Consider the following 18,321-nt stretch of genomic DNA (forward strand, 5'->3'; position numbering starts at 1 on the left):
TTCACCTTGAGCAACCGCTTCAGCTTTGTATTCTGCAGGAAACTCAGGGACAGAAATCAAAGGTACACCAGGAGCGACCTCAAGTGAGCCAGCGCCGCCAACCCACAGTAAGCGATCGATGTTCGCGTCAGGCAGTGTTTCTAGAAGTCGATTTGCCGTGGCTGCAACAATGTCATGGTTGCCTTTAGCGCGTCCACCAATAGAGGCGATTGCTACATCTGCCCCTTGAACTGCGTCGAGTAACGAACTATTGCTGCTGTTCAAATCAAATTGACGTATTTCGACGTCTTCCACTGCGTAGTTTTCAGCATTGCGAACAAGAGCAATAACATGATGTCCCCTTAACTTTGCTTCATTTACAATGTGGCTGCCGATCCAACCTGATGCACCTAATACTACAACTTTCATGATAATTCCCCTTTTGGAATAGATTGCTTGAAAACTTATGTACACTCTAATGGTTGTGTTTTTAGAGAAAAACTGGCAAAAATGACATTGATTGTTTCATTTGAGGTTACTAATCAAGTTATGGATCGGCTAGTTGCTATTAAAAGCTTTGTCGAAGTTGCTAATCGTAGAAGCTTCACTAAGGCATCAGAATCTTTGGGGTTGAGTCGCTTACAGGTTTCACGCCATGTACAAGAAGTCGAAAGTTGGTTGAATCAGAGACTGCTTCATCGTACGACCCGAAAGGTGAGTTTAACGGCAGCTGGTGAGCTGGCGTACATCCGTTGCCAGAAAATACTTGATGAAACAGCTGCAATGGTATTTGAATCGACGCAATTAAGCGAAGAGCTCACGGGTACCATCCGAGTCGCATCACCCATTGGTTTAGCACAGAATATGCTGATTGATGCGGTAATTGAATTTACTCAACAGAACTCAAGCGTGGTCATCGATATTATCGCATCGGATAGCTTCACCGAACTAGTCGATGAGCGGGTAGACATCGCGTTACGCTATACAGAAAAGCCTGACGATAGTTTAATTGCGAGGAAACTGATGTCGATTGACTCTGCCATTTGTGCAAGTCAACAGTACTTAAAAGATAATGGCACTCCGACCAACCCTAAAGATCTTGAAGAGCATAACTGTCTAATACACCTAGAAACCAATCATTGGCAGTTAGTCAGAGGAGGGGAGGTATTTGAACCTAGTGTGGCAGGCTCGATTCGCGCCAATGAGTTAGGAACCTTAATGACCGCTGCAATGCGCGACAAAGGAATTATAAGAGCGCCTTGTGACTTAACTAACCCATTGGTTGAACAAGGAAAGCTAGAATACATTCTTACCGACTATACGTCACCAAGCTACGCGCTTTGGGCCGTCTATCTTTCGAGAAGTTACCAAACCCCATTAGTACGCAGTTTTATCGATTTCTTAGCGAATTGTTGGTCTAAGGATATCAATCGTTTGATTTAACGCTATAAACTAAGAAGAATCGAAGTTTCAATCAGTTGCTGGGAATGATCGATAAATTGAGGAAAACTTGAAGTAACCAGTTTAAATTTATCATCTAAGCTATCGCATTGGCTCATTTCGGTGAAGGAGGCCACTGCGATGGTAGTGTTTGCGCTGATAAATTCCTTCAAAGCGTCAAGATCGATTTTACTGGCTATCTCGACTTTGCTTATTGCTGAGTGGATCAGATCCAGTGTAATTGAAGTATTGTTTTGTATGCTCATCATTATTAGCTTCACTCAAGTGAATTTTTGTACAGAACATACGATAAGCGAGTTCGATTGGAATTGACTAGGATCAATTTCCAATCAAACAATTCAATACTAAACAGATTGATTAAGCACGGTTATTGTTGGTTATTGAGCTATGGTTTTAATGCCGATCTGTGCGGGTTTGTGTAGCAAAAGCTATGAAATCTCTTCAGATAAGCCTTTCAAGTCACATTCAACTTCATACAGCAAATCCGACACCTTCGTTGGGCGCAAGATATATTCATCAGGTACTTGGAAGCGACATGCCATCATAGTGTTGTACATCTCCCAATGCTTTAATAGACAAACTTCCAAAGAGTCGGTTTCATCTACCCAAGTTTCTTTCATAAAAGGCGTTAAGCTGGCCGCACCATGAGCATACATGATCATTTGCCACTTGATTTCCCATATCTTGATTTGAGCTTCTGGGTGTTGTTCGTTGTATTGGTTAGCCAATTGGAAAATAAGTTGTTCAATTTCACCTGAATTATCGATGAAATAATCGAAGAGCGCGTCTTCTTGTCTGACTGCATCGGCGATAAGCTGCATTGGCTGTTTGAATTCGAGCATATGTGCTAAAAGTCGAACAGAAAAGTTGTATAGCTTGACGTTTGAGCCGACATCAGCGGGCATATGTTGAATGATCGTTCTGATGTACTTTTCCATGTAATGGTGCAGGCCATCACTGATTGCGTACCAAATTTGCTCTTTGCTACCAAAGTGATGACGGATCAAACTATGAGAAACACCTGCTTTGTCGCTGATATTTCGAAGTGATACACGTTCATAACCTAACTCACAGAACAGCTCAGTAGCGACACGCATTATCTCGCATTTTGTTTTTTCCGCATCTTGAGCACTTCTTCGGCCTTGCTTTCTTTCAGTCATAATTCTCGTCAATCTCGTGGAACGCCTTCTTTCTACCAGAAATTTCATTTCATTTCATCAAAGAACCTATAAACAGTATAGATCGTTTAATTATTATATTGCACGCATGGAAAATAAATATTGATCTTGGGCACAATCTTTATATACTGCACGGGTGTGTAATAAACAAAGATGCTAAATCATGGACACATCATCAGAAAGAATAAAACAAGTAACAAAGGCTTTAGCCGTTGGGGCTATTGCTCTTGCGGTTGCAGGCTGCAATAAAGCAAATTCAGAAATCAGTGAGCCAGTCGTGAAGCCAGTTAAGCTGGTGGAAGTGCCCGACTTATCGCTCAACCACTACGACTCGTTTATCGCTACTATCGATGCGACCGACCGTGCAGCTTTGTCATTTCAAGTGGCGGGTGAAATAGAGAGTATTAAAGTTCGAATGGGGACGGTTGTGGAAAAGGGCGAGGTGCTGGCGACACTCGATCCTACAGACTACCAACTTGCATTTGATGCGCGTCTTGCTGAATACAACTTAGCCAAAACGGCTTTCGAGCGAGCAGCTCAATTGCATGATAAAAAGTTAATCAGTGTCGATACCTATGATCAAAATGAAACTCAGTTTAAAGCAGCAAAGGCGGCATTAGAGCAAGCAAAAACAGATCTCGATTACACACAAATAGTCGCGCCATTTGATGGAGTAGTGTCCATCACCTTTAGCAAAGAGCATCAAGTTGTAGGCGCAAATCAGCCTGTACTAAATCTCATCGACAACAGTGTCCTAGATGTTGTGTTGACTGTCCCGGTGAGCTATGCCGAGACTTACGGTTTAGACCATATCGCAGATTCGACATTCCAAGTCGTGATGGATAGTCACAAGCAAATTTCAATGCCAGCTGAATTTAAAGAGATTTCGACTCAACCAGACCCAGATACAAATAGCTACAAAGCGAGTTTAACATTTAAGCGACCAGAGTCTCTCAACTTACTGCCGGGAATGACGGGGCAGGTGAAACTTCTTAACAATCAAAACTCCGATATTTTTAACATTGCTTCAGCAGCTTGGGTAACAAAGCAGCAAGGCCAAGGACAGCTATATCGTTTCGATGCTAGCACTCAAACTCTATCTTTGGTTGACGTAGAGCTAGATACCGATGGAAACATTATTAGTGGAGTGACGAGTGGTGATCTGATCGTTCAAGCTGGAGTGGAAAATCTTTCACCAGGTCAACAAGTTAAAGCATGGACGAAAGAAGGTGGAATTTAACATGCGTATCAGAACTTTTGCGCTAGCGGCTCTCTCGGTAGGCATGCTGTCGGCTTGTACACCAGACTCAACACATCGTGAAGCGAATCCATTTATTGTAGACACATTTAGCGTTGCAGCTGCATCCGAAAGCCAATATCGCAATTTCAACGGTCAGGTAATGCCTGCTGAGCTAACGCCACTTGCCTTTCGTTTAGATGGTGAAATTGCATCAATTTTGGTTAAGGAAGGTGACAATGTCACTAAAGGTCAAACGATAGCGATACTTGATGATTCAAAAGCAAAACAAAAACTAAACGACGCTCAAGCGAAATATGAGCTTGCGCTGAAGCAGGTGAAACGTGGTCAGGATCTGCGTGCAAATAAGATGATCTCGAGAGCTGAACTTGATGAGCTAACAGCGAACTTCCAGCTAGCAGAAGCGAATCTCGGGTCAGCAAAGGCAACAATGAAGTACATGCGCTTGCGTGCTCCTTTTGATGGCGTAGTGTCTTCAGTCGATAAGAAAAAGTTTGAGAATGTCTCGCCTGGTGAGCAGGTTTTTGCCATTTATCAAGACAACAAAGTTTACGTAAAGATAGAAGTGTCTGACTCGGTTCTAGCAATGTTAAACCCGGAAACTAACGCGCAGGACTATAAGCCAATGGCGACTTTTGCTGGTCACAATGGTAGCTATCCTATTGCGTATTACGAGCATACCAGTGAGCTTCACCCGCAAAGCCAGACCTATGAATTGTGGTTAAGAATGGCACAAACTGAGCAACCGGTTCTGCCTGGTACTAGTGCAAAGGTTTCGGTCGACTTAGTTAAAGCTGGCCTGAATACATATAGAGCATTTCAAGTGCCAATGACCGCAATTGACGCGGGTAAACAAAGCCAAGAGTTCTATGTTTGGAAGCTTGAACGAGGTGAAGCGCATCGTTATCCAGTGACGGTTGACCAGATAACTGGCAATGGTGCCTTGGTTGGCACTGGCATCGAAAAAGGCGATGTATTGATTAAATCGAACTTAAGAAAATTACGCGACGGTATGAAAATCAAGGGAGCTGAGCTGTGAGCATTGCTGAGTACTCGATAAAAAATAAAGTTATTAGCTGGTTGTTTCTAATCATACTGGCAATTGGCGGTTATACATCTTTCATGGATCTAGGGAGATTAGAAGACCCTGCATTCACGATTAAAGATGCGATGATTATTTCGACTTACCCAGGGGCAACGTCACAGGAAGTGGAGGAAGAGCTAACCTATCCATTAGAGAAAGATATCCGCAAGTTACCTTACATCGATAAGATTACGTCTACATCGTCTAATGGCATGTCTCAAATCATGGTGAGTATGGAGATGGAGTACGGCCCAGACGAGCTGCCGCAGATATGGGACGAAATGCGCCGAAAGATCAATGATCTAAGGCCGAATCTTCCTAGCGGTGTAAACTCAGTTCAGATCATTGATGATTTTGGCGATGTATACGGCATCATGATCATGCTGACGGGGGATGGCTATGACTACATCGAGCTTAAACGTTACGCCGACTACCTAAGCCGAGAGCTAGAACTTGTCGATGGGGTTGGTAAAGTCGCCATAGCTGGAGATCAACAAGAGCAGTTATTTGTTGAAGTCTCATTGGAACGTTTAGCAGCGCTTAATCTGGATATGAATACCGTTGTTGGTCTTTTGAGCCAGCAGAACAGTGTTCAATCTGCGGGTGAAGTGATGGTTAACGGTCAAACATTAACCATTCGTCCAAACGGGACCATGAGTTCAGAGCAGGAGTTAGAAGAGCTCATCATCCATGGCCGTGATACTGGTAATTTGATTCGCCTTAAAGACGTTGCAACTATCAGCCGTGGCATCCAAGAAAAACCTTCAAACGTCGTGACATTTAACGGTAAACCTGCAATCAACCTTGCTATTTCCTTTGGTGCGGGTGTCAACGTAGTTGAGGTAGGTAAAGCCTTAGAATCTGAGCTAGAAGTACTGGAAAATATTCGCCCAGCGGGTGTTGAGATTAACTACTTTTACAATCAGTCTGCTGAAGTGGAAAAGTCAGTTGATGACTTCATTGTGAGCCTAGGCCAAGCGGTTGCGATCGTCATTATTGTTTTGTTGTTCGCGATGGGTTTACGTAGCGGCATCATCATCGGTGCGGTGTTACTGCTTACCGTTATGGGTACATTTATCCTAATGAAACAAAATGATGTCGAGCTTCATCGTATTTCATTAGGCGCACTCATCATCGCATTAGGTATGCTAGTTGATAATGCGATTGTAGTCGTAGAGGGCATCTTAGTTGGTCTGAAACGCGGTAAAACGAAGGTTCAGGCTGCGGTAGATATTGTTAAACAAACGCAGTGGCCTTTGCTGGGAGCAACCGTCATTGCTATCACCGCGTTCGCACCTATTGGCCTTTCAGAAGATGCGACGGGCGAATTCATGGGCTCACTATTCTGGGTACTATGCTATTCGCTATTTTTAAGCTGGATTACGGCACTTACTCTCACGCCTTTCTTAGCGGATCTACTGCTAAAAGAAGAGGAGAAGGGGGACACAACAGAAGAAGTCGACCCTTACAAAGGCATCCTGTTTACCGTTTTTGGTGCTAGCTTAAAATTCGCACTTCGTTTCCGTTGGTTAACCGTCGTAAGTATGGTGGGTTTGCTAGTGGTTGCGGTAGCAGGCTTCGGTATGGTCAAGCAACAGTTCTTCCCGCCATCAAACACGCCGATGTTCTATGTCGACATGTGGATGCCTGAAGGGACGGATATTCGCGAGACGATTGAAGAAACCAAGAAAGTAGAGAAGTACATTCGTGAGCAAGAGAATGTTGAGTTTGTATCCACAACGACAGGTCAAGGTTTACAGCGTTTTGCGTTGACTTACCAACCTGAGAAGAGTTACGAGGCGTATACGCAGCTACAGGTTCGCACCCAAGATCGTGAAACTATGTTTGAGCTACTGGAAGAGTTAGACAAAAACCTTTCAGTGACATTCAATCAACCGACTTTTCAGTTTAAATTAATGGAGTTCGGCCCTTCACCGGCTTCTAAGATTGAAGCTAGGATTACGGGTCCAGATCCTCAAGTTCTACGAGACATCGCGCTACAAGTCGAAGATGTACTTTTGCAAGACCCTGGTGCACGAAATGTTCGACACGACTGGCGTGAACGTACCAAAGAACTGGTTCCTCAGTTTAATGAATCTAAAGCACGTCGTTTAGGTATCTCTAAAGAGGAGTTATCCAATACGCTGCAAATGGCTTTTGGCGGCACACCGATTGGTTTACTTCGTGATGGCACACACATGCTCCCAATCATTGCTCGATTGCCTGAGCAAGAGCGTGTTGATTTTGAGTCATTGGCTAACGTTAAGATATGGAGCCCAAGTCTACAAAGCTATATTCCAGTAGAGCAAGTTATCGATGGCGTTGCGCTTGATTGGCAAGAGCCACTTATTCAGCGCAGAGACAGAAAACGTACGCTGACAGTGTTAGCTGACCACGACGTATTGGGGCATGAAACACCAGCGAGCTTATTTAGTCGAGTTAGACCACAAGTAGAAGCGTTGGCACTGCCAGAAGGCTACTCAATTAGCTGGGGTGGTGAATATGAGTCGTCAAAAGACGCTCAAGAGGCGCTGTTCGGCTCATTGCCGATGGGCTACCTATTGATGTTCATTATTACCATGCTGCTATTTAACTCGTTTAGAAAGCCATTGGTTATTTGGTTTACCGTTCCGCTATCAATCATAGGTGTTTCTATTGGTTTACTTGCGACGGATATGCCGTTTAGTTTCACTGCCTTTCTAGGTCTGCTGAGCTTAAGTGGAATGATTCTGAAAAATGGCATTGTGTTACTTGATCAAATCAATATCGAACTCGGCTCTGGTAAGGACCCTTATCAAGCCGTGTTTGATAGTGCGATATCACGTGTACGCCCTGTCAGCATGGCGGCATTAACAACGATTCTAGGGATGATACCTCTAGTGTTTGATGCATTTTTTGGCTCCATGGCGATAACAATCATGGCCGGACTAGGCTTTGCTACGGTACTTACATTGATTGTAGTGCCTGTACTTTTCGCCATCTTCTATCGAATCAAACCATCCACTGCCGGATAATTCATGGACTGAATAACGATTCGCTTTAAGCCTGCCCGGATTTTTATCCGGGCTTTTTTTATCTTCATTTTTCTGATTTTTATTGTCTTATTTATCAATAATTAGCTTTCCTAAATATCTTGTTTTATTAATACTAAAGTATAAGTAAGAAATATATATGAAATATCATTCCATTCAGTAGTTTAAATAATTTAGTTGATATTTGTATTAAATTAAATAGCGTTTTAATCCACCAAAAGTCAATGTCCGCTAGTAACAATATAGTCATGAAAAACGGATTGATAATGGCAGCGAATAGCATTTGTTTAATGAGTGATGAAGACTAATGAAATGAGTGTAATTTGAAGAAAAACCTTATTAAACAGTATGATAGAGTTTAATGATTTACATATTGATAACAATAAATTCTTCTAAATCAACAACTTACTGCAAGTTAACAATCATATAACATTACATTCTATATGAGACATTGTTCAACTTTATGCACTTAATTTCGAAAAGTATTTGAACTGTAATAAATAGGCATTAGTTTTGATAATTAAAAGACGCAAGAAAAAGTCTTATAAGAATTTATTAATGACGTTGGTTGGTGCTTAATGGCGAGCATCACTAAAAAATCGTTTGGTTATTTATTGCTGTTAAGAATGGAGTCTCTTAATGAAGAAAATCGCTTTGATCACCGGATCTAAAGGCGGAATCGGTTCTGCTATTACTACCCAATTAGTGAATGATGGCTTTCGTGTCATCGCCACCCATTTCACGGGTAAAAAGCAATGTGCTCAAGAATGGTTTAACGAGAAAGGTTTCAGTGAAGATCAGGTACGCTTGTTCGAACTTGATGTTACTGATACCGAGCAATGCGCAGAGCGTCTAGCAAGCCTACTCGTGGAGGAAGGTACGGTTGATGTTGTCATCAACAATGCTGGGATTACACGCGACGGCACGTTTAAAAAAATGACTGCGTCCGCTTGGAAAGAGGTTATTGAAACGAACTTGAACAGCGTGTTCAATGTTACTCAGCCTCTGTTCTCTGCGATGTGTGAGAAGGGCAACGGTCGAGTCATCAATATCTCCTCAGTTAACGGTATCAAAGGTCAGTTTGGACAAACAAACTACTCTGCTGCTAAAGCGGGCATGATTGGCTTTTCTAAGGCGTTGGCTGCTGAAGGTGCTCGCTCGGGTGTGACCGTCAATGTTGTTGCCCCTGGCTACACAGGTACACCAATGGTGGAAGAGATGAAACCAGAAGTGCTTGAATCTATTAAAGCTCAAATTCCAATGCGTCGCTTAGCGACTCCAGAGGAAGTGGCTAAATCCGTTTCTTTCTTAGCAAGTGAAGCTGGTGCCTACATTACAGGGGAAACGCTCTCTGTAAATGGCGGCTTACACATGCATTAAGGAGAAGGGATAATGGAAAAAGTATTTATTGTTGGTGCTAAACGCACACCGATTGGCGCTTTTGGCGGTTCACTGAAAGATATTTCAGCAGGTAACTTGGCTTCAATTGCTATCAAAGCTGCAGTCTCTGAAAGCGGCGTGGGTGTCGACTCTATTGATGAAGTAATTGTTGGTAATGTGGTCTCTGCTGGTCAAGGCATGGGCGTTGGTCGCCAAGCGGCAATCTATGCCGGTATCCCAAATGAAGTTCCTGCGTATTCACTGAATATGGTGTGTGGCAGCGGAATGAAAACAGTCATGGACGCAGTAAGCCATATCCGCTCTGGTGATGCTCAAGTAGTCGTGGCTGCAGGTGTCGAAGTGATGTCTCAGATTCCTTTCACAGTTCCTTCAGGTATTCGTGATGGCCATAAAATGGGTAACATGAACCTAACTGATTTGCTGATTAATGACGGTTTAACAGACGTTTACAATCAGTACCACATGGGTGTGACGGCAGAAAATGTCGCGAAAGAAGTCGGCCTTTCTCGCGAGCAGCAAGACGAATATGCGCTTGCAAGTCAGTTGAAAGCTGTTTCAGCAATCGAAGCTGGCAAATTTAAAAGCGAGATTGTTGCCGTTGATGTGAAGAAGCGTCGTGAAACGATTGTTTTTGATACGGACGAATACCCAAAACCAGAGGCAACATTAAGCGGATTAGCAAAGCTTCGACCAGCTTTTGACCGTGAAGGTACGGTGACTGCGGGCAACGCCTCAGGAATTAACGATGGCGCGAGTGCGATTGTCGTTGCAAGTGAGTCAGCAGTGAAAAAACATGGGCTCACGCCAGTTGCTGAAATCGTAAGTTACGCTCAGTCTGGTCTGGCACCTGAAGTTATGGGACTTGGCCCAGTCGAAGCAGTGACTAAAGCGTTAGCAAAAGCTGAGCTTAAAACCGATGATATTGATGTCTACGAGTTGAATGAAGCGTTTGCCGCTCAGGCGCTTGGTGTTATTCATCAGTTAGCGGACAAACATCAAGTGTCTGTTTCTTCCATACTCGATAAAGCCAACCCAAATGGTGGAGCGATAGCCTTAGGCCATCCACTAGGTGCTTCGGGTAACCGCATCCTTGTTTCACTAATCCACGAACTAAATCGTGGGCAAGGTCAATATGGTGTCGCTTCACTGTGTGTAGGTGGCGGTATGGGCACTGCAGTTGTAATCAAATCAATTAACTAAACCATTTAAATGGACTTAACTTAGGAGTGATACTCATGTACACAGATTTCTTCAAAACATTTACTGACCAAACTGAAAAAGGCCTAGAACCATACGTGAAGTTCAACAAGCTTGTGACAAAAAATGTAGAAGTGCTTACAGAGCTTCAACTAAATGCCATCCGCACTTACAGTGAAATGGGTCTAACTCAAATGAAGGCAGCAAGTGAAGTAAAAGACGTAACATCACTAACAGCTTTCAATAGCCAACAGCTTAATGTGCTTACTAAGCTATCTCAACAGATGATGGACGACAGCAACAAGCTTCAGTCTATCGCCAAAGAGTTTAAAGATGATGTTGAGCAAATGACATCGGAAAACCTTAAGACAGTGACTCCAGCGTAACACTGACTTCTCTGCCGCCGAAAGGCGGCATTTTTCCGATCTTAGGAGTAGCAATATGTTACAACACTTCTTTTCGGACTACCTTGTTAAGCTCCAAGAAACCAATCAAAAATGGTGGGAAGATCTAGAACTCAGCAGGGCAGCCGCGAACTCTCCCCTCAATAAAGCAATGCAAGAGGTCAACTTCGAAGATACTACCAAGCTCTTCGAAAGCGCCGCGAATCAACCCGCTGCATTGTTAAAAATTCAAGCGGACTGGTGGCAGCAGCAATTACAAATTTGGCAAAATGTAGCATTGACTGCCAATACAGAAGAAATTGTTAAAGCAGAAAAAGGTGATAAACGATTTGCCCATGAAGAGTGGCAAAAAGACATCTTCTTCAACTTCATCAAGCAGTCTTATCTTCTATTTAGTAAAACTTACCTAGAGACGATTGAAAGCATCGAAGGCCTAGATGAGAAAAGCAAAGAACGAATCAGCTTTTTCTCACGCCAAGCTATCAATGCTATGTCTCCGAGCAACTATATCGCCACCAATCCAGAACTGCTTAAGCTAACGTTAGAGCAAAATGGTGAAAATCTACTTGCCGGGCTAGAGCAGCTTAAAGAAGACGTAGAGTCGAGTGCTGATATCCTCAAGATTCGAATGACAAACAACAACGCATTTAGAATTGGAGAGGATATTGCCAATACGCAAGGTGACGTCGTTTTCCAAAATGAGCTGTTTGAGTTGATTCAATACCGTCCAATGACGGAAAAAGTCAACGCAACGCCGCTCTTGATCGTGCCTCCGTTTATCAACAAGTACTATATTCTTGATCTACGAGAGAAGAATTCAATGGTTCGCTGGCTTCTTGAGCAGGGACACGCTGTGTTCATGATGTCGTGGCGAAATCCGGGCAAAGAACAGCGCAACGTTGAATTTGGTGACTATGTAACCGATGGTGTGGCAAAAGCGGTATCGGCCATTGAAGACATCACTGGGCAAGATCAAATCAACGCAGCGGGTTACTGTATTGGTGGTACTGTGCTGGCGTCTACGATTGCTTACTATGCAGCGAAGAGAATGAAGAAGCGAATTAAGAGCGCATCTTTCTTCACTACGCTATTAGATTTCTCTCAGCCGGGAGAAGTTGGTGCGTATATCAATGATACGATCATCAATGCAATAGAAGCTCAGAACGCTGTTAAAGGCTATATGGATGGCCGCTCGCTGAGCGTGACGTTTAGTTTGTTGCGTGAAAACAGCCTCTACTGGAATTACTACGTTGATAACTATCTAAAAGGTAATAGTCCGGTCGACTTTGATCTTCTGTACTGGAACAGTGATAGTACCAACGTAGCCGCGGATACCCACAACTTCATGTTACGTGAACTCTACTTAAACAATAAGTTGGTAGAAGACAAGGGTGTGAAAATTGGCGGGGTATGGATCGACCTGAACAAGATTAAAGTGCCTAGTTACTTTATCTCTACTAAGGAAGATCATATCGCACTTTGGCAAGGGACTTATCGTGGCGCGCTAAATGTCGGCGGTAACAAGACATTCGTGCTTGGTGAATCTGGACACATTGCAGGTATCGTCAATCATCCTGCAAAAGGAAAGTATGGTTTCTGGACCAACGACTCTTTGGACGACAATGCCGATGAATGGTTAGCAAACGCGAACCATACAGAAGGTTCTTGGTGGACACATTGGCATCAGTGGCTTCTTGGCTTTAATCCAGACGAGCAAGTTGAACCGTTCAAAGTAGGTAGTGAACAGTTCCCAGTATTGGGACCAGCACCCGGCAATTACGTCAAGCAGGTATTGCCAATTAAAGAAACAAACTAGATTGTTTCTAGGGTCTATTGACCCTTTGCGCTGATTTTTGCAGCAGTTTGTGGGTTCTTTATGCAAGGCAGAGGCTTTGAATTGTAGTTGCTCTACCAGATAAGCCGATAACGCAGCAGAAAGGAGCCACAAACGCTGCCCGAAGGGTTCGGCTAAAAGCGTTTTACTCTTTGTTGAGAGGTGTTTTGCTTAGAATGACTAGGCGACAAACCTCTCGCCGCGACTAAAACGCTTTTATCTCGAACAAAATTTAACCGCAAAAGGTCAACAGACCCTAAAGCAAAAGCCTCTAGCTTCTCAATGCTAGGGGCTTTTTTGTTTGTAATGCTTTTAGATATCTGTTTAATTAAATTAATTATACCAATTGCATCAATTAGATGTTCAGATAATTGGTGTGATTGGTATTAAGTCAGTCGAGGGGAAAGGAATGAAAACAATTGGCATGATTGGCGGTATGAGTTGGGAGTCAACCGCGACTTACTATCAGCAGTTAAACGACGGTGTTAAACGTGCTAAAGGTGGGCTGCATTCGGCGAAAATTATTTTAAACAGTGTCGACTTTGCCGAGGTCGAGGCTTTACAGCGAACGGGTGACTGGCAAGCTAACGCAAGCATTCTTTGCCAAGCAGCGCAATCTATTGAAAAGGCAGGAGCTGACTTCATTCTCATTGCGACAAACACTATGCATAAAGTAGCCGAGCAAGTTGAAGAGTCAGTTTCTATACCTTTGCTTCACATCGCTGATGCTACGGGAGTTGAGCTTCAAGAGCGAGGCATTACTAAAGTCGGCCTCCTTGGCACTGCTTTTACGATGGAACAGGAATTTTATAAGCAAAGGCTTACCGAAAAATTTGGCATAGAAGTGATCGTTCCTAACGGGGTGCAGAGAAAGCTTGTCCACGACATCATATACAACGAGCTTTGTTTAGGGGAAATTAACAGGCGCTCAAAAGATGATTACCTTACCATTATTGATGACCTTGCCGAATCAGGTGCAGAAGGGGTTATCTTAGGTTGCACTGAGATAGGTTTGCTTGTTGAACAGAGTGATACACAGGTTCCGTTGTTAGATACCGTCGCAATTCACGCTAATGCGGCAGTAGAAGAGGCGCTAAAATGAACCGGAACGTCTGGCTGTTGTCATTATGCCAAGCTCTATTGATGACAGGTAACATACTATTAATATCGGTAATCGGTTTGGTGGGAAAAACATTAGCGCCTAGCTCCAGTCTTATCACGCTACCTGTGGCATTGCAGTTTCTAGGCTTAATGAGTGCGACGATTCCCGCTTCTTTAATTATGGGGAAATTGGGGCGAAAGAAAGGGTTCAGTATTGGCAATCTGGTTGGTATCAGTGGCGCTTCGATAGCTACCTACGCGCTGTCACTACAAGACTTTTCGATGTTTTGTGTCGGAACATTTCTTTTGGGGATTGGTATCGGCTTCGGTACTTTGTATCGTTTTGCGGCAATCGAAGTATGTGATGAGAGTGCAAGACACAGGGCGATTTCTATTTCGATGGCAGGTGGCGTGTTAGCCGCGATGCTAGGGCCAAACCTAGCAGTCTATTCGCAGCAGTGGTCTTCTGATGGACTATACGTTGGCGCGTTCATGTCCTTAATCGTCCTCAATATTATTGCGCTTTGTTTACTGCAAACCATTCGTTTTCCCGCGCCGATTGAGCAGCATGAGCAGGTTGTTTCAGAGCCGCTTAGCGAGATTATTAAAGCGCCGAACTTTATGATCTCAGTGTTTGCGGCGATGGTTGCGTACGCGGTGATGAACATTTTGATGACGGCAACGCCTCTTGCCATGATAGGTTGTGGTTTTGATTTTAATAAAGCGGCGGGTGTGATTGAATGGCATGTACTTGGAATGTTTGTCCCTGCCTTTTTCACCGGAAACCTGATCGAACGTTTTGGTTCAAGAATCATGATTCTTACGGGAGGCTTACTGTTTGTGTTATGTATTGCCATCAATATACATGGGCAATCGATCTGGCACTTTAGCGTAGCCTTGATTTTGTTGGGCGTGGGCTGGAACTTTATGTTTATTGCCGCAACTGGGTTGTTCAGTCAGTCGTACAAGCCCAAAAATAAATCGAAAGCGCAAGCCTTTAACGAGTTCTTTGTATTTAGCTGTGTCACGGTTACAGCGCTTATGTCTGGATGGTTAGAGTCAACCGTTGGTTGGCAAACGATGAATGTTTATGTATTGCCTTTTGTTCTCGCGGTTATTGCTATCTTTGGTCTTAACACCTATAGGGCTAACAAGGCAATTGCGTAAGAAAATAAAGGGTTAAAAAGAAAGGCAGAGGATAAAACCTCTGCCTTTATATTAGAATGGGAACTTGTTTAGTTCTTCTTTAATGATGTTGTCAGCGATGTATTTGTGCGCCGCGGTTGTTGGGTGAGTTACGCCCCAAAAAACGTATTTATCTGAACCGTGATGAGCACAATCGTTAGTGAAGCTATGGCTGTATAAATAATCAAGTGCCGAACTTCTATTGATATTTAGACAAGCATCCTTGGCATTGGCAAAACCATGCTCTTCAGGTTTACTGGTCATTGCGTTGAACAAGGTGTTCGCATCGTAGAGCACCACATTCATACCTTTAGTTTTGTATAAATCTGCTTGTTCTTTGATAAAAGCATTAAACGCCACAATTTTTGCACGAACTTTTTCAATCTCTTGCTGAGTTGAGTACTTGAACTGCGGAGCCTTGGTTGCATCGGGTAGTGTCAGTAGGATCAGGTGTTGCGCCCCTGCATCGCGCAGTCTGATTAGGGCACTACTTAGATCCGCTTTTACGTCAGAGACTTCGCGGTCGTAATTCATGAAGTCATTTAAGCCAAACTCAAGGGTAAATAATGTGTTTTTAGGATCATAGTTTTTGGCTATCTTCATATATGTAAGATAGGAAGTGACCTGATCATAAATCCCTGTTAATGCAACGTATTGATTTGTCCCAGCAGCGCCACCGACAGCCCAGTTATACAGAGGAACATCTTTGGCTTCAGCTAAATACTCTGTCCACACAAATCCATTTGAGAAGTGCCCTAAAAACCAAGAGTTAGCGTTGGGGAATACCCATTGCGAGCCATTAAACAGGTTACCAGTGTCTGAAAGGCTATCACCAAATGCGACTAAGCGATTAATCTTACTCACTGATGTACTGTCATTTGTCCATATTGAGTGGTTGTAAGAAAAGCGATTGTCGGAAGCGTAGTAAAGCATATCGGCCGTATCGTGGGTAACATTGAGTGTTTCTTGGCAGCGTTGCTTAATTTCTGATTGTGGTGTGTTGGTGTAGAACATGTTCTTAAACGAAACTGACGACCACCAATAACCTCGTACCTTTAGATAGTCTCCATTTTCATCCAGAGCCCATTCCCATGATGTTGCTGGATCGTTGTGAGTTTGAGCTGGGCGATACCAACATCTGACGTAGGTGTATGTTTCATCGTTTTGAACAGACGCTGCGTATGCCGCTGTTACAGCCTCTGGTGTGGTTGGTAGTTCAGCGGAGACGGCAGGAACTGCAATTAACGAACTAGCCAATAAAAGTGCATTCTTCATAAGACGTTCTCATAATTGTTGGTTAATAGAGTATTAACTCCTCTGACCTGTATCTCATATGAGAATGTGTCGAGTCAAAGAATTGGTTTTATGAATGTTTATAAAGGTGAACTAAGATCAAATTATTTTCTTATTAAGAAAGTACTAATTTAGATTTGTCGCTTATTTATTCTGCTAATTTAGGATATGCAATTTAAGTTGTGATTAATTTAACAAAAGCTAATGTAATTATTCGCTAATTTAAAATTAACAGATTGAAAAATAAACAACAATGCCTCTGAATAAATTTAATATGTCAATGTGAGATTTTGTCCGTTAATAATAAATTTGGCTTTATTGATAACTGTTAAAAGAAGTAAAAAATATGTGCGAAAACAAGAACATTTCGCATTGTATTCTATTTATTAACAGGAAGAATAACGTGAATAAGAATAAGGTTTTTAAAACATCGTTAGTCGCTAGTTCAATTGTCTTTAGCATGATGCAATCTAATGTATATGCAGCGGTAGACATTTTAGATATAAAACTTCAGGGTCAAAGCTGTGAGGTTGGTTTTAGACCTATCACCTCAGAAGAAGTCATGCCAATTAAGTCTGATTTAGTAGGTCAAATGGGTCCATGGCAAATCACAAATATTGCCGATGGCTATGTCTTGATGGGGTCGGGGTATAATGGAACTATCAAGCAAGACAGGTTAGCTGGTACAACATGGTGTACATACAACACGCCACCAGACCACAGTATCCCGGACTATGCAGCGCTTGTATTGCCTGAAAATGACGAAGCTCATACCGAATGGTACCTAGTCAATAAGAAAGAGTTTTATCAACCGCTAGCATTGCTGGCTCATTATCTTGGCTTTGGCTGGGCTGGTGGTACAGGTAGCAAATATGTCGGCGATGATATGATCACATCTACCGGTGGGTTAGGAAACTATGATATTGATGCGGATAATTCGGGATCTTGTGAAGGCTACCGATGCAACGAACGTTTAAAAATGGATATATCAGGTTTCGAATATCACATTGATCCGGAAACGTTTAATGCAGGCCAAATTACTCAATCAGATAAAGAACTGATCGGTCGTCGCTCAGAGGTTGTGACCAATGAATCTGACCTCGAACAACAATATCGAGTTACCTTTAAATACGAGAAATCGACAAATTGGTCCAAAACAGACACTTATGGCTTGAGTCAAAAAGTCTCAACGAAGAATAAGTTTAAGTGGCCTCTTGTGGGGGAAACTGAGTTGTCGATAGAGATTGGTGCAAATCAAAGCTGGGCAACGACAAACGGTGACTCAGAGTCTAAGGGGATCTCAAATACGATTGTTGTTAATGTTGCCCCTAACACCAAGCAAGAAGTCTTTATGGAGGTTTTCCGTTCATCAATTAGCTACCCTTACACGTTTAATGCTGAGTTAAGTTATGAACTCGCATTAACGGGCTTTATGCGTTGGTCTGGAAATGCTCTGAGTCACCACCCTGATGACCGACCTACCTATACCGCAAACTGGGTAATTGGACGCAATGGAGGCAACGACAAAAACCTCAAGTACCAATATGAGCACCGCAATATTCCTGCAACCTCGAACGAATGGGACTGGCCTTGGTTGCTCAGAGAATATGGTGCTGACAATGTGAAAAGTTTACTAGGTCAGGTTCTCAGACCAATACAGACGCAAATTACTGGAGAGTTTTTTGCCGATGCATCGTTTGGTTCTGATGTGAGATTTGGCAAGACGATTCCTTTAGGAAGTAGAACGAAGCGTTCTGCAGAGTATTCGTTAACAGATGATGAGTTGGAACAATATGGTATTAAAAACTTCAGTGTAGAAGTTGTGCCAGTACCGAAACTTTAAGAAAAAAGCGCGGCTCTTGAGAGCCGCGCAAAACTTCACATGGAAGTATGGGAATAGGGAGAAACAAGTCG

15 protein-coding genes are annotated in these 18,321 nt (G+C 43.0%); 11 read left to right on the top strand and 4 right to left on the bottom strand.

What is annotated here, in order from left to right; genetic code table 11:
* Window positions 1-408: NAD(P)-dependent oxidoreductase (locus AC6R16_RS04810; protein ID WP_500673752.1), on the bottom strand; the 408-nt coding region annotated here is incomplete at its 3' end.
* Between the two features lie 120 nt (window positions 409-528).
* Between AC6R16_RS04810 and AC6R16_RS04815 the strand changes: the two genes are divergently transcribed.
* Window positions 529-1,422, top strand: a complete 894-nt coding sequence (locus tag AC6R16_RS04815) for a LysR family transcriptional regulator (protein ID WP_500673817.1) — start codon at window positions 529-531, stop codon at window positions 1,420-1,422.
* 2 nt (window positions 1,423-1,424) lie between these two features.
* On the opposite strand, the gene AC6R16_RS04820 is transcribed toward AC6R16_RS04815, so the two are convergent.
* Complete coding sequence (locus AC6R16_RS04820; protein ID WP_500673753.1) at window positions 1,425-1,688, bottom strand: hypothetical protein; 264 nt, start codon at window positions 1,686-1,688, stop codon at window positions 1,425-1,427.
* Window positions 1,689-1,868: 180 nt separating this feature from the next.
* Entirely contained in the window at window positions 1,869-2,600 is a 732-nt protein-coding gene (locus tag AC6R16_RS04825; protein ID WP_500640939.1) for a TetR/AcrR family transcriptional regulator, read from the bottom strand.
* 181 nt (window positions 2,601-2,781) lie between these two features.
* On the opposite strand from AC6R16_RS04825, the gene AC6R16_RS04830 reads away from it, so the two are divergent.
* The 9 genes from AC6R16_RS04830 to AC6R16_RS04870 all read left to right on the top strand — a co-directional run bounded on the left by AC6R16_RS04830 (window position 2,782) and on the right by AC6R16_RS04870 (window position 15,096).
* Window positions 2,782-3,858, top strand: a complete 1,077-nt coding sequence (locus tag AC6R16_RS04830; protein WP_500673754.1) for an efflux RND transporter periplasmic adaptor subunit — start codon at window positions 2,782-2,784, stop codon at window positions 3,856-3,858.
* A gap of 1 nt (window position 3,859) precedes the next feature.
* Window positions 3,860-4,915, top strand: coding sequence for an efflux RND transporter periplasmic adaptor subunit (locus AC6R16_RS04835; RefSeq protein WP_500673755.1), 1,056 nt, complete (start codon window positions 3,860-3,862; stop codon window positions 4,913-4,915).
* Window positions 4,912-7,974, top strand: coding sequence for an efflux RND transporter permease subunit (locus tag AC6R16_RS04840; protein WP_500673756.1), 3,063 nt, complete (start codon window positions 4,912-4,914; stop codon window positions 7,972-7,974). Before AC6R16_RS04835 ends, AC6R16_RS04840 begins: the two co-directional genes overlap by 4 nt.
* A gap of 657 nt (window positions 7,975-8,631) precedes the next feature.
* A complete protein-coding gene (locus AC6R16_RS04845; RefSeq protein ID WP_500640943.1) occupies window positions 8,632-9,372 on the top strand; it encodes an SDR family oxidoreductase in 741 nt (246 codons plus the stop codon).
* A 12-nt stretch (window positions 9,373-9,384) separates the two neighbouring features.
* Entirely contained in the window at window positions 9,385-10,593 is a 1,209-nt protein-coding gene (locus AC6R16_RS04850) for an acetyl-CoA C-acetyltransferase (protein WP_425667016.1), read from the top strand.
* Window positions 10,594-10,628: 35 nt separating this feature from the next.
* Window positions 10,629-10,976, top strand: a complete 348-nt coding sequence (locus AC6R16_RS04855; protein WP_004743779.1) for a phasin family protein — start codon at window positions 10,629-10,631, stop codon at window positions 10,974-10,976.
* A 55-nt stretch (window positions 10,977-11,031) separates the two neighbouring features.
* Complete coding sequence (gene phaC, locus AC6R16_RS04860; RefSeq protein ID WP_500673757.1) at window positions 11,032-12,810, top strand: class I poly(R)-hydroxyalkanoic acid synthase; 1,779 nt, start codon at window positions 11,032-11,034, stop codon at window positions 12,808-12,810.
* 427 nt (window positions 12,811-13,237) lie between these two features.
* Complete coding sequence (locus AC6R16_RS04865) at window positions 13,238-13,930, top strand: aspartate/glutamate racemase family protein (RefSeq protein ID WP_500640945.1); 693 nt, start codon at window positions 13,238-13,240, stop codon at window positions 13,928-13,930.
* Window positions 13,927-15,096, top strand: a complete 1,170-nt coding sequence (locus AC6R16_RS04870; RefSeq protein ID WP_500673758.1) for an MFS transporter — start codon at window positions 13,927-13,929, stop codon at window positions 15,094-15,096. Before AC6R16_RS04865 ends, AC6R16_RS04870 begins: the two co-directional genes overlap by 4 nt.
* A 51-nt stretch (window positions 15,097-15,147) precedes the next feature.
* Here AC6R16_RS04870 and AC6R16_RS04875 read toward each other — a convergent pair whose 3' ends face one another.
* Complete coding sequence (locus AC6R16_RS04875; RefSeq protein ID WP_500673759.1) at window positions 15,148-16,389, bottom strand: SGNH/GDSL hydrolase family protein; 1,242 nt, start codon at window positions 16,387-16,389, stop codon at window positions 15,148-15,150.
* Window positions 16,390-16,810: 421 nt separating this feature from the next.
* Here AC6R16_RS04875 and AC6R16_RS04880 point away from each other — a divergent pair, with 421 nt between their 5' ends.
* Window positions 16,811-18,250, top strand: coding sequence for an aerolysin family beta-barrel pore-forming toxin (locus tag AC6R16_RS04880; RefSeq protein ID WP_500673760.1), 1,440 nt, complete (start codon window positions 16,811-16,813; stop codon window positions 18,248-18,250).
* Window positions 18,251-18,321: the final 71 nt, after the last annotated feature.

Source organism: Vibrio sp. R10-SG3-ISO10, from assembly GCF_059834185.1.

Excerpts from the sequence above, each read along its gene's own strand:
- AC6R16_RS04815 (WP_500673817.1), top strand. The coding sequence starts at position 529 with ATGGATCGGCTAGTTGCTATTAAAAGCTTTGTCGAAGTTGCTAATCGT.
- AC6R16_RS04820 (WP_500673753.1), bottom strand. The coding sequence starts at position 1,688 with ATGATGAGCATACAAAACAATACTTCAATTACACTGGATCTGATCCAC.
- AC6R16_RS04825 (WP_500640939.1), bottom strand. The coding sequence starts at position 2,600 with ATGACTGAAAGAAAGCAAGGCCGAAGAAGTGCTCAAGATGCGGAAAAA.
- AC6R16_RS04830 (WP_500673754.1), top strand. The coding sequence starts at position 2,782 with ATGGACACATCATCAGAAAGAATAAAACAAGTAACAAAGGCTTTAGCC.
- AC6R16_RS04835 (WP_500673755.1), top strand. The coding sequence starts at position 3,860 with ATGCGTATCAGAACTTTTGCGCTAGCGGCTCTCTCGGTAGGCATGCTG.
- AC6R16_RS04845 (WP_500640943.1), top strand. The coding sequence starts at position 8,632 with ATGAAGAAAATCGCTTTGATCACCGGATCTAAAGGCGGAATCGGTTCT.
- AC6R16_RS04850 (WP_425667016.1), top strand. The coding sequence starts at position 9,385 with ATGGAAAAAGTATTTATTGTTGGTGCTAAACGCACACCGATTGGCGCT.
- AC6R16_RS04855 (WP_004743779.1), top strand. The coding sequence starts at position 10,629 with ATGTACACAGATTTCTTCAAAACATTTACTGACCAAACTGAAAAAGGC.
- phaC (WP_500673757.1), top strand. The coding sequence starts at position 11,032 with ATGTTACAACACTTCTTTTCGGACTACCTTGTTAAGCTCCAAGAAACC.
- AC6R16_RS04865 (WP_500640945.1), top strand. The coding sequence starts at position 13,238 with ATGAAAACAATTGGCATGATTGGCGGTATGAGTTGGGAGTCAACCGCG.
- AC6R16_RS04870 (WP_500673758.1), top strand. The coding sequence starts at position 13,927 with ATGAACCGGAACGTCTGGCTGTTGTCATTATGCCAAGCTCTATTGATG.
- AC6R16_RS04875 (WP_500673759.1), bottom strand. The coding sequence starts at position 16,389 with ATGAAGAATGCACTTTTATTGGCTAGTTCGTTAATTGCAGTTCCTGCC.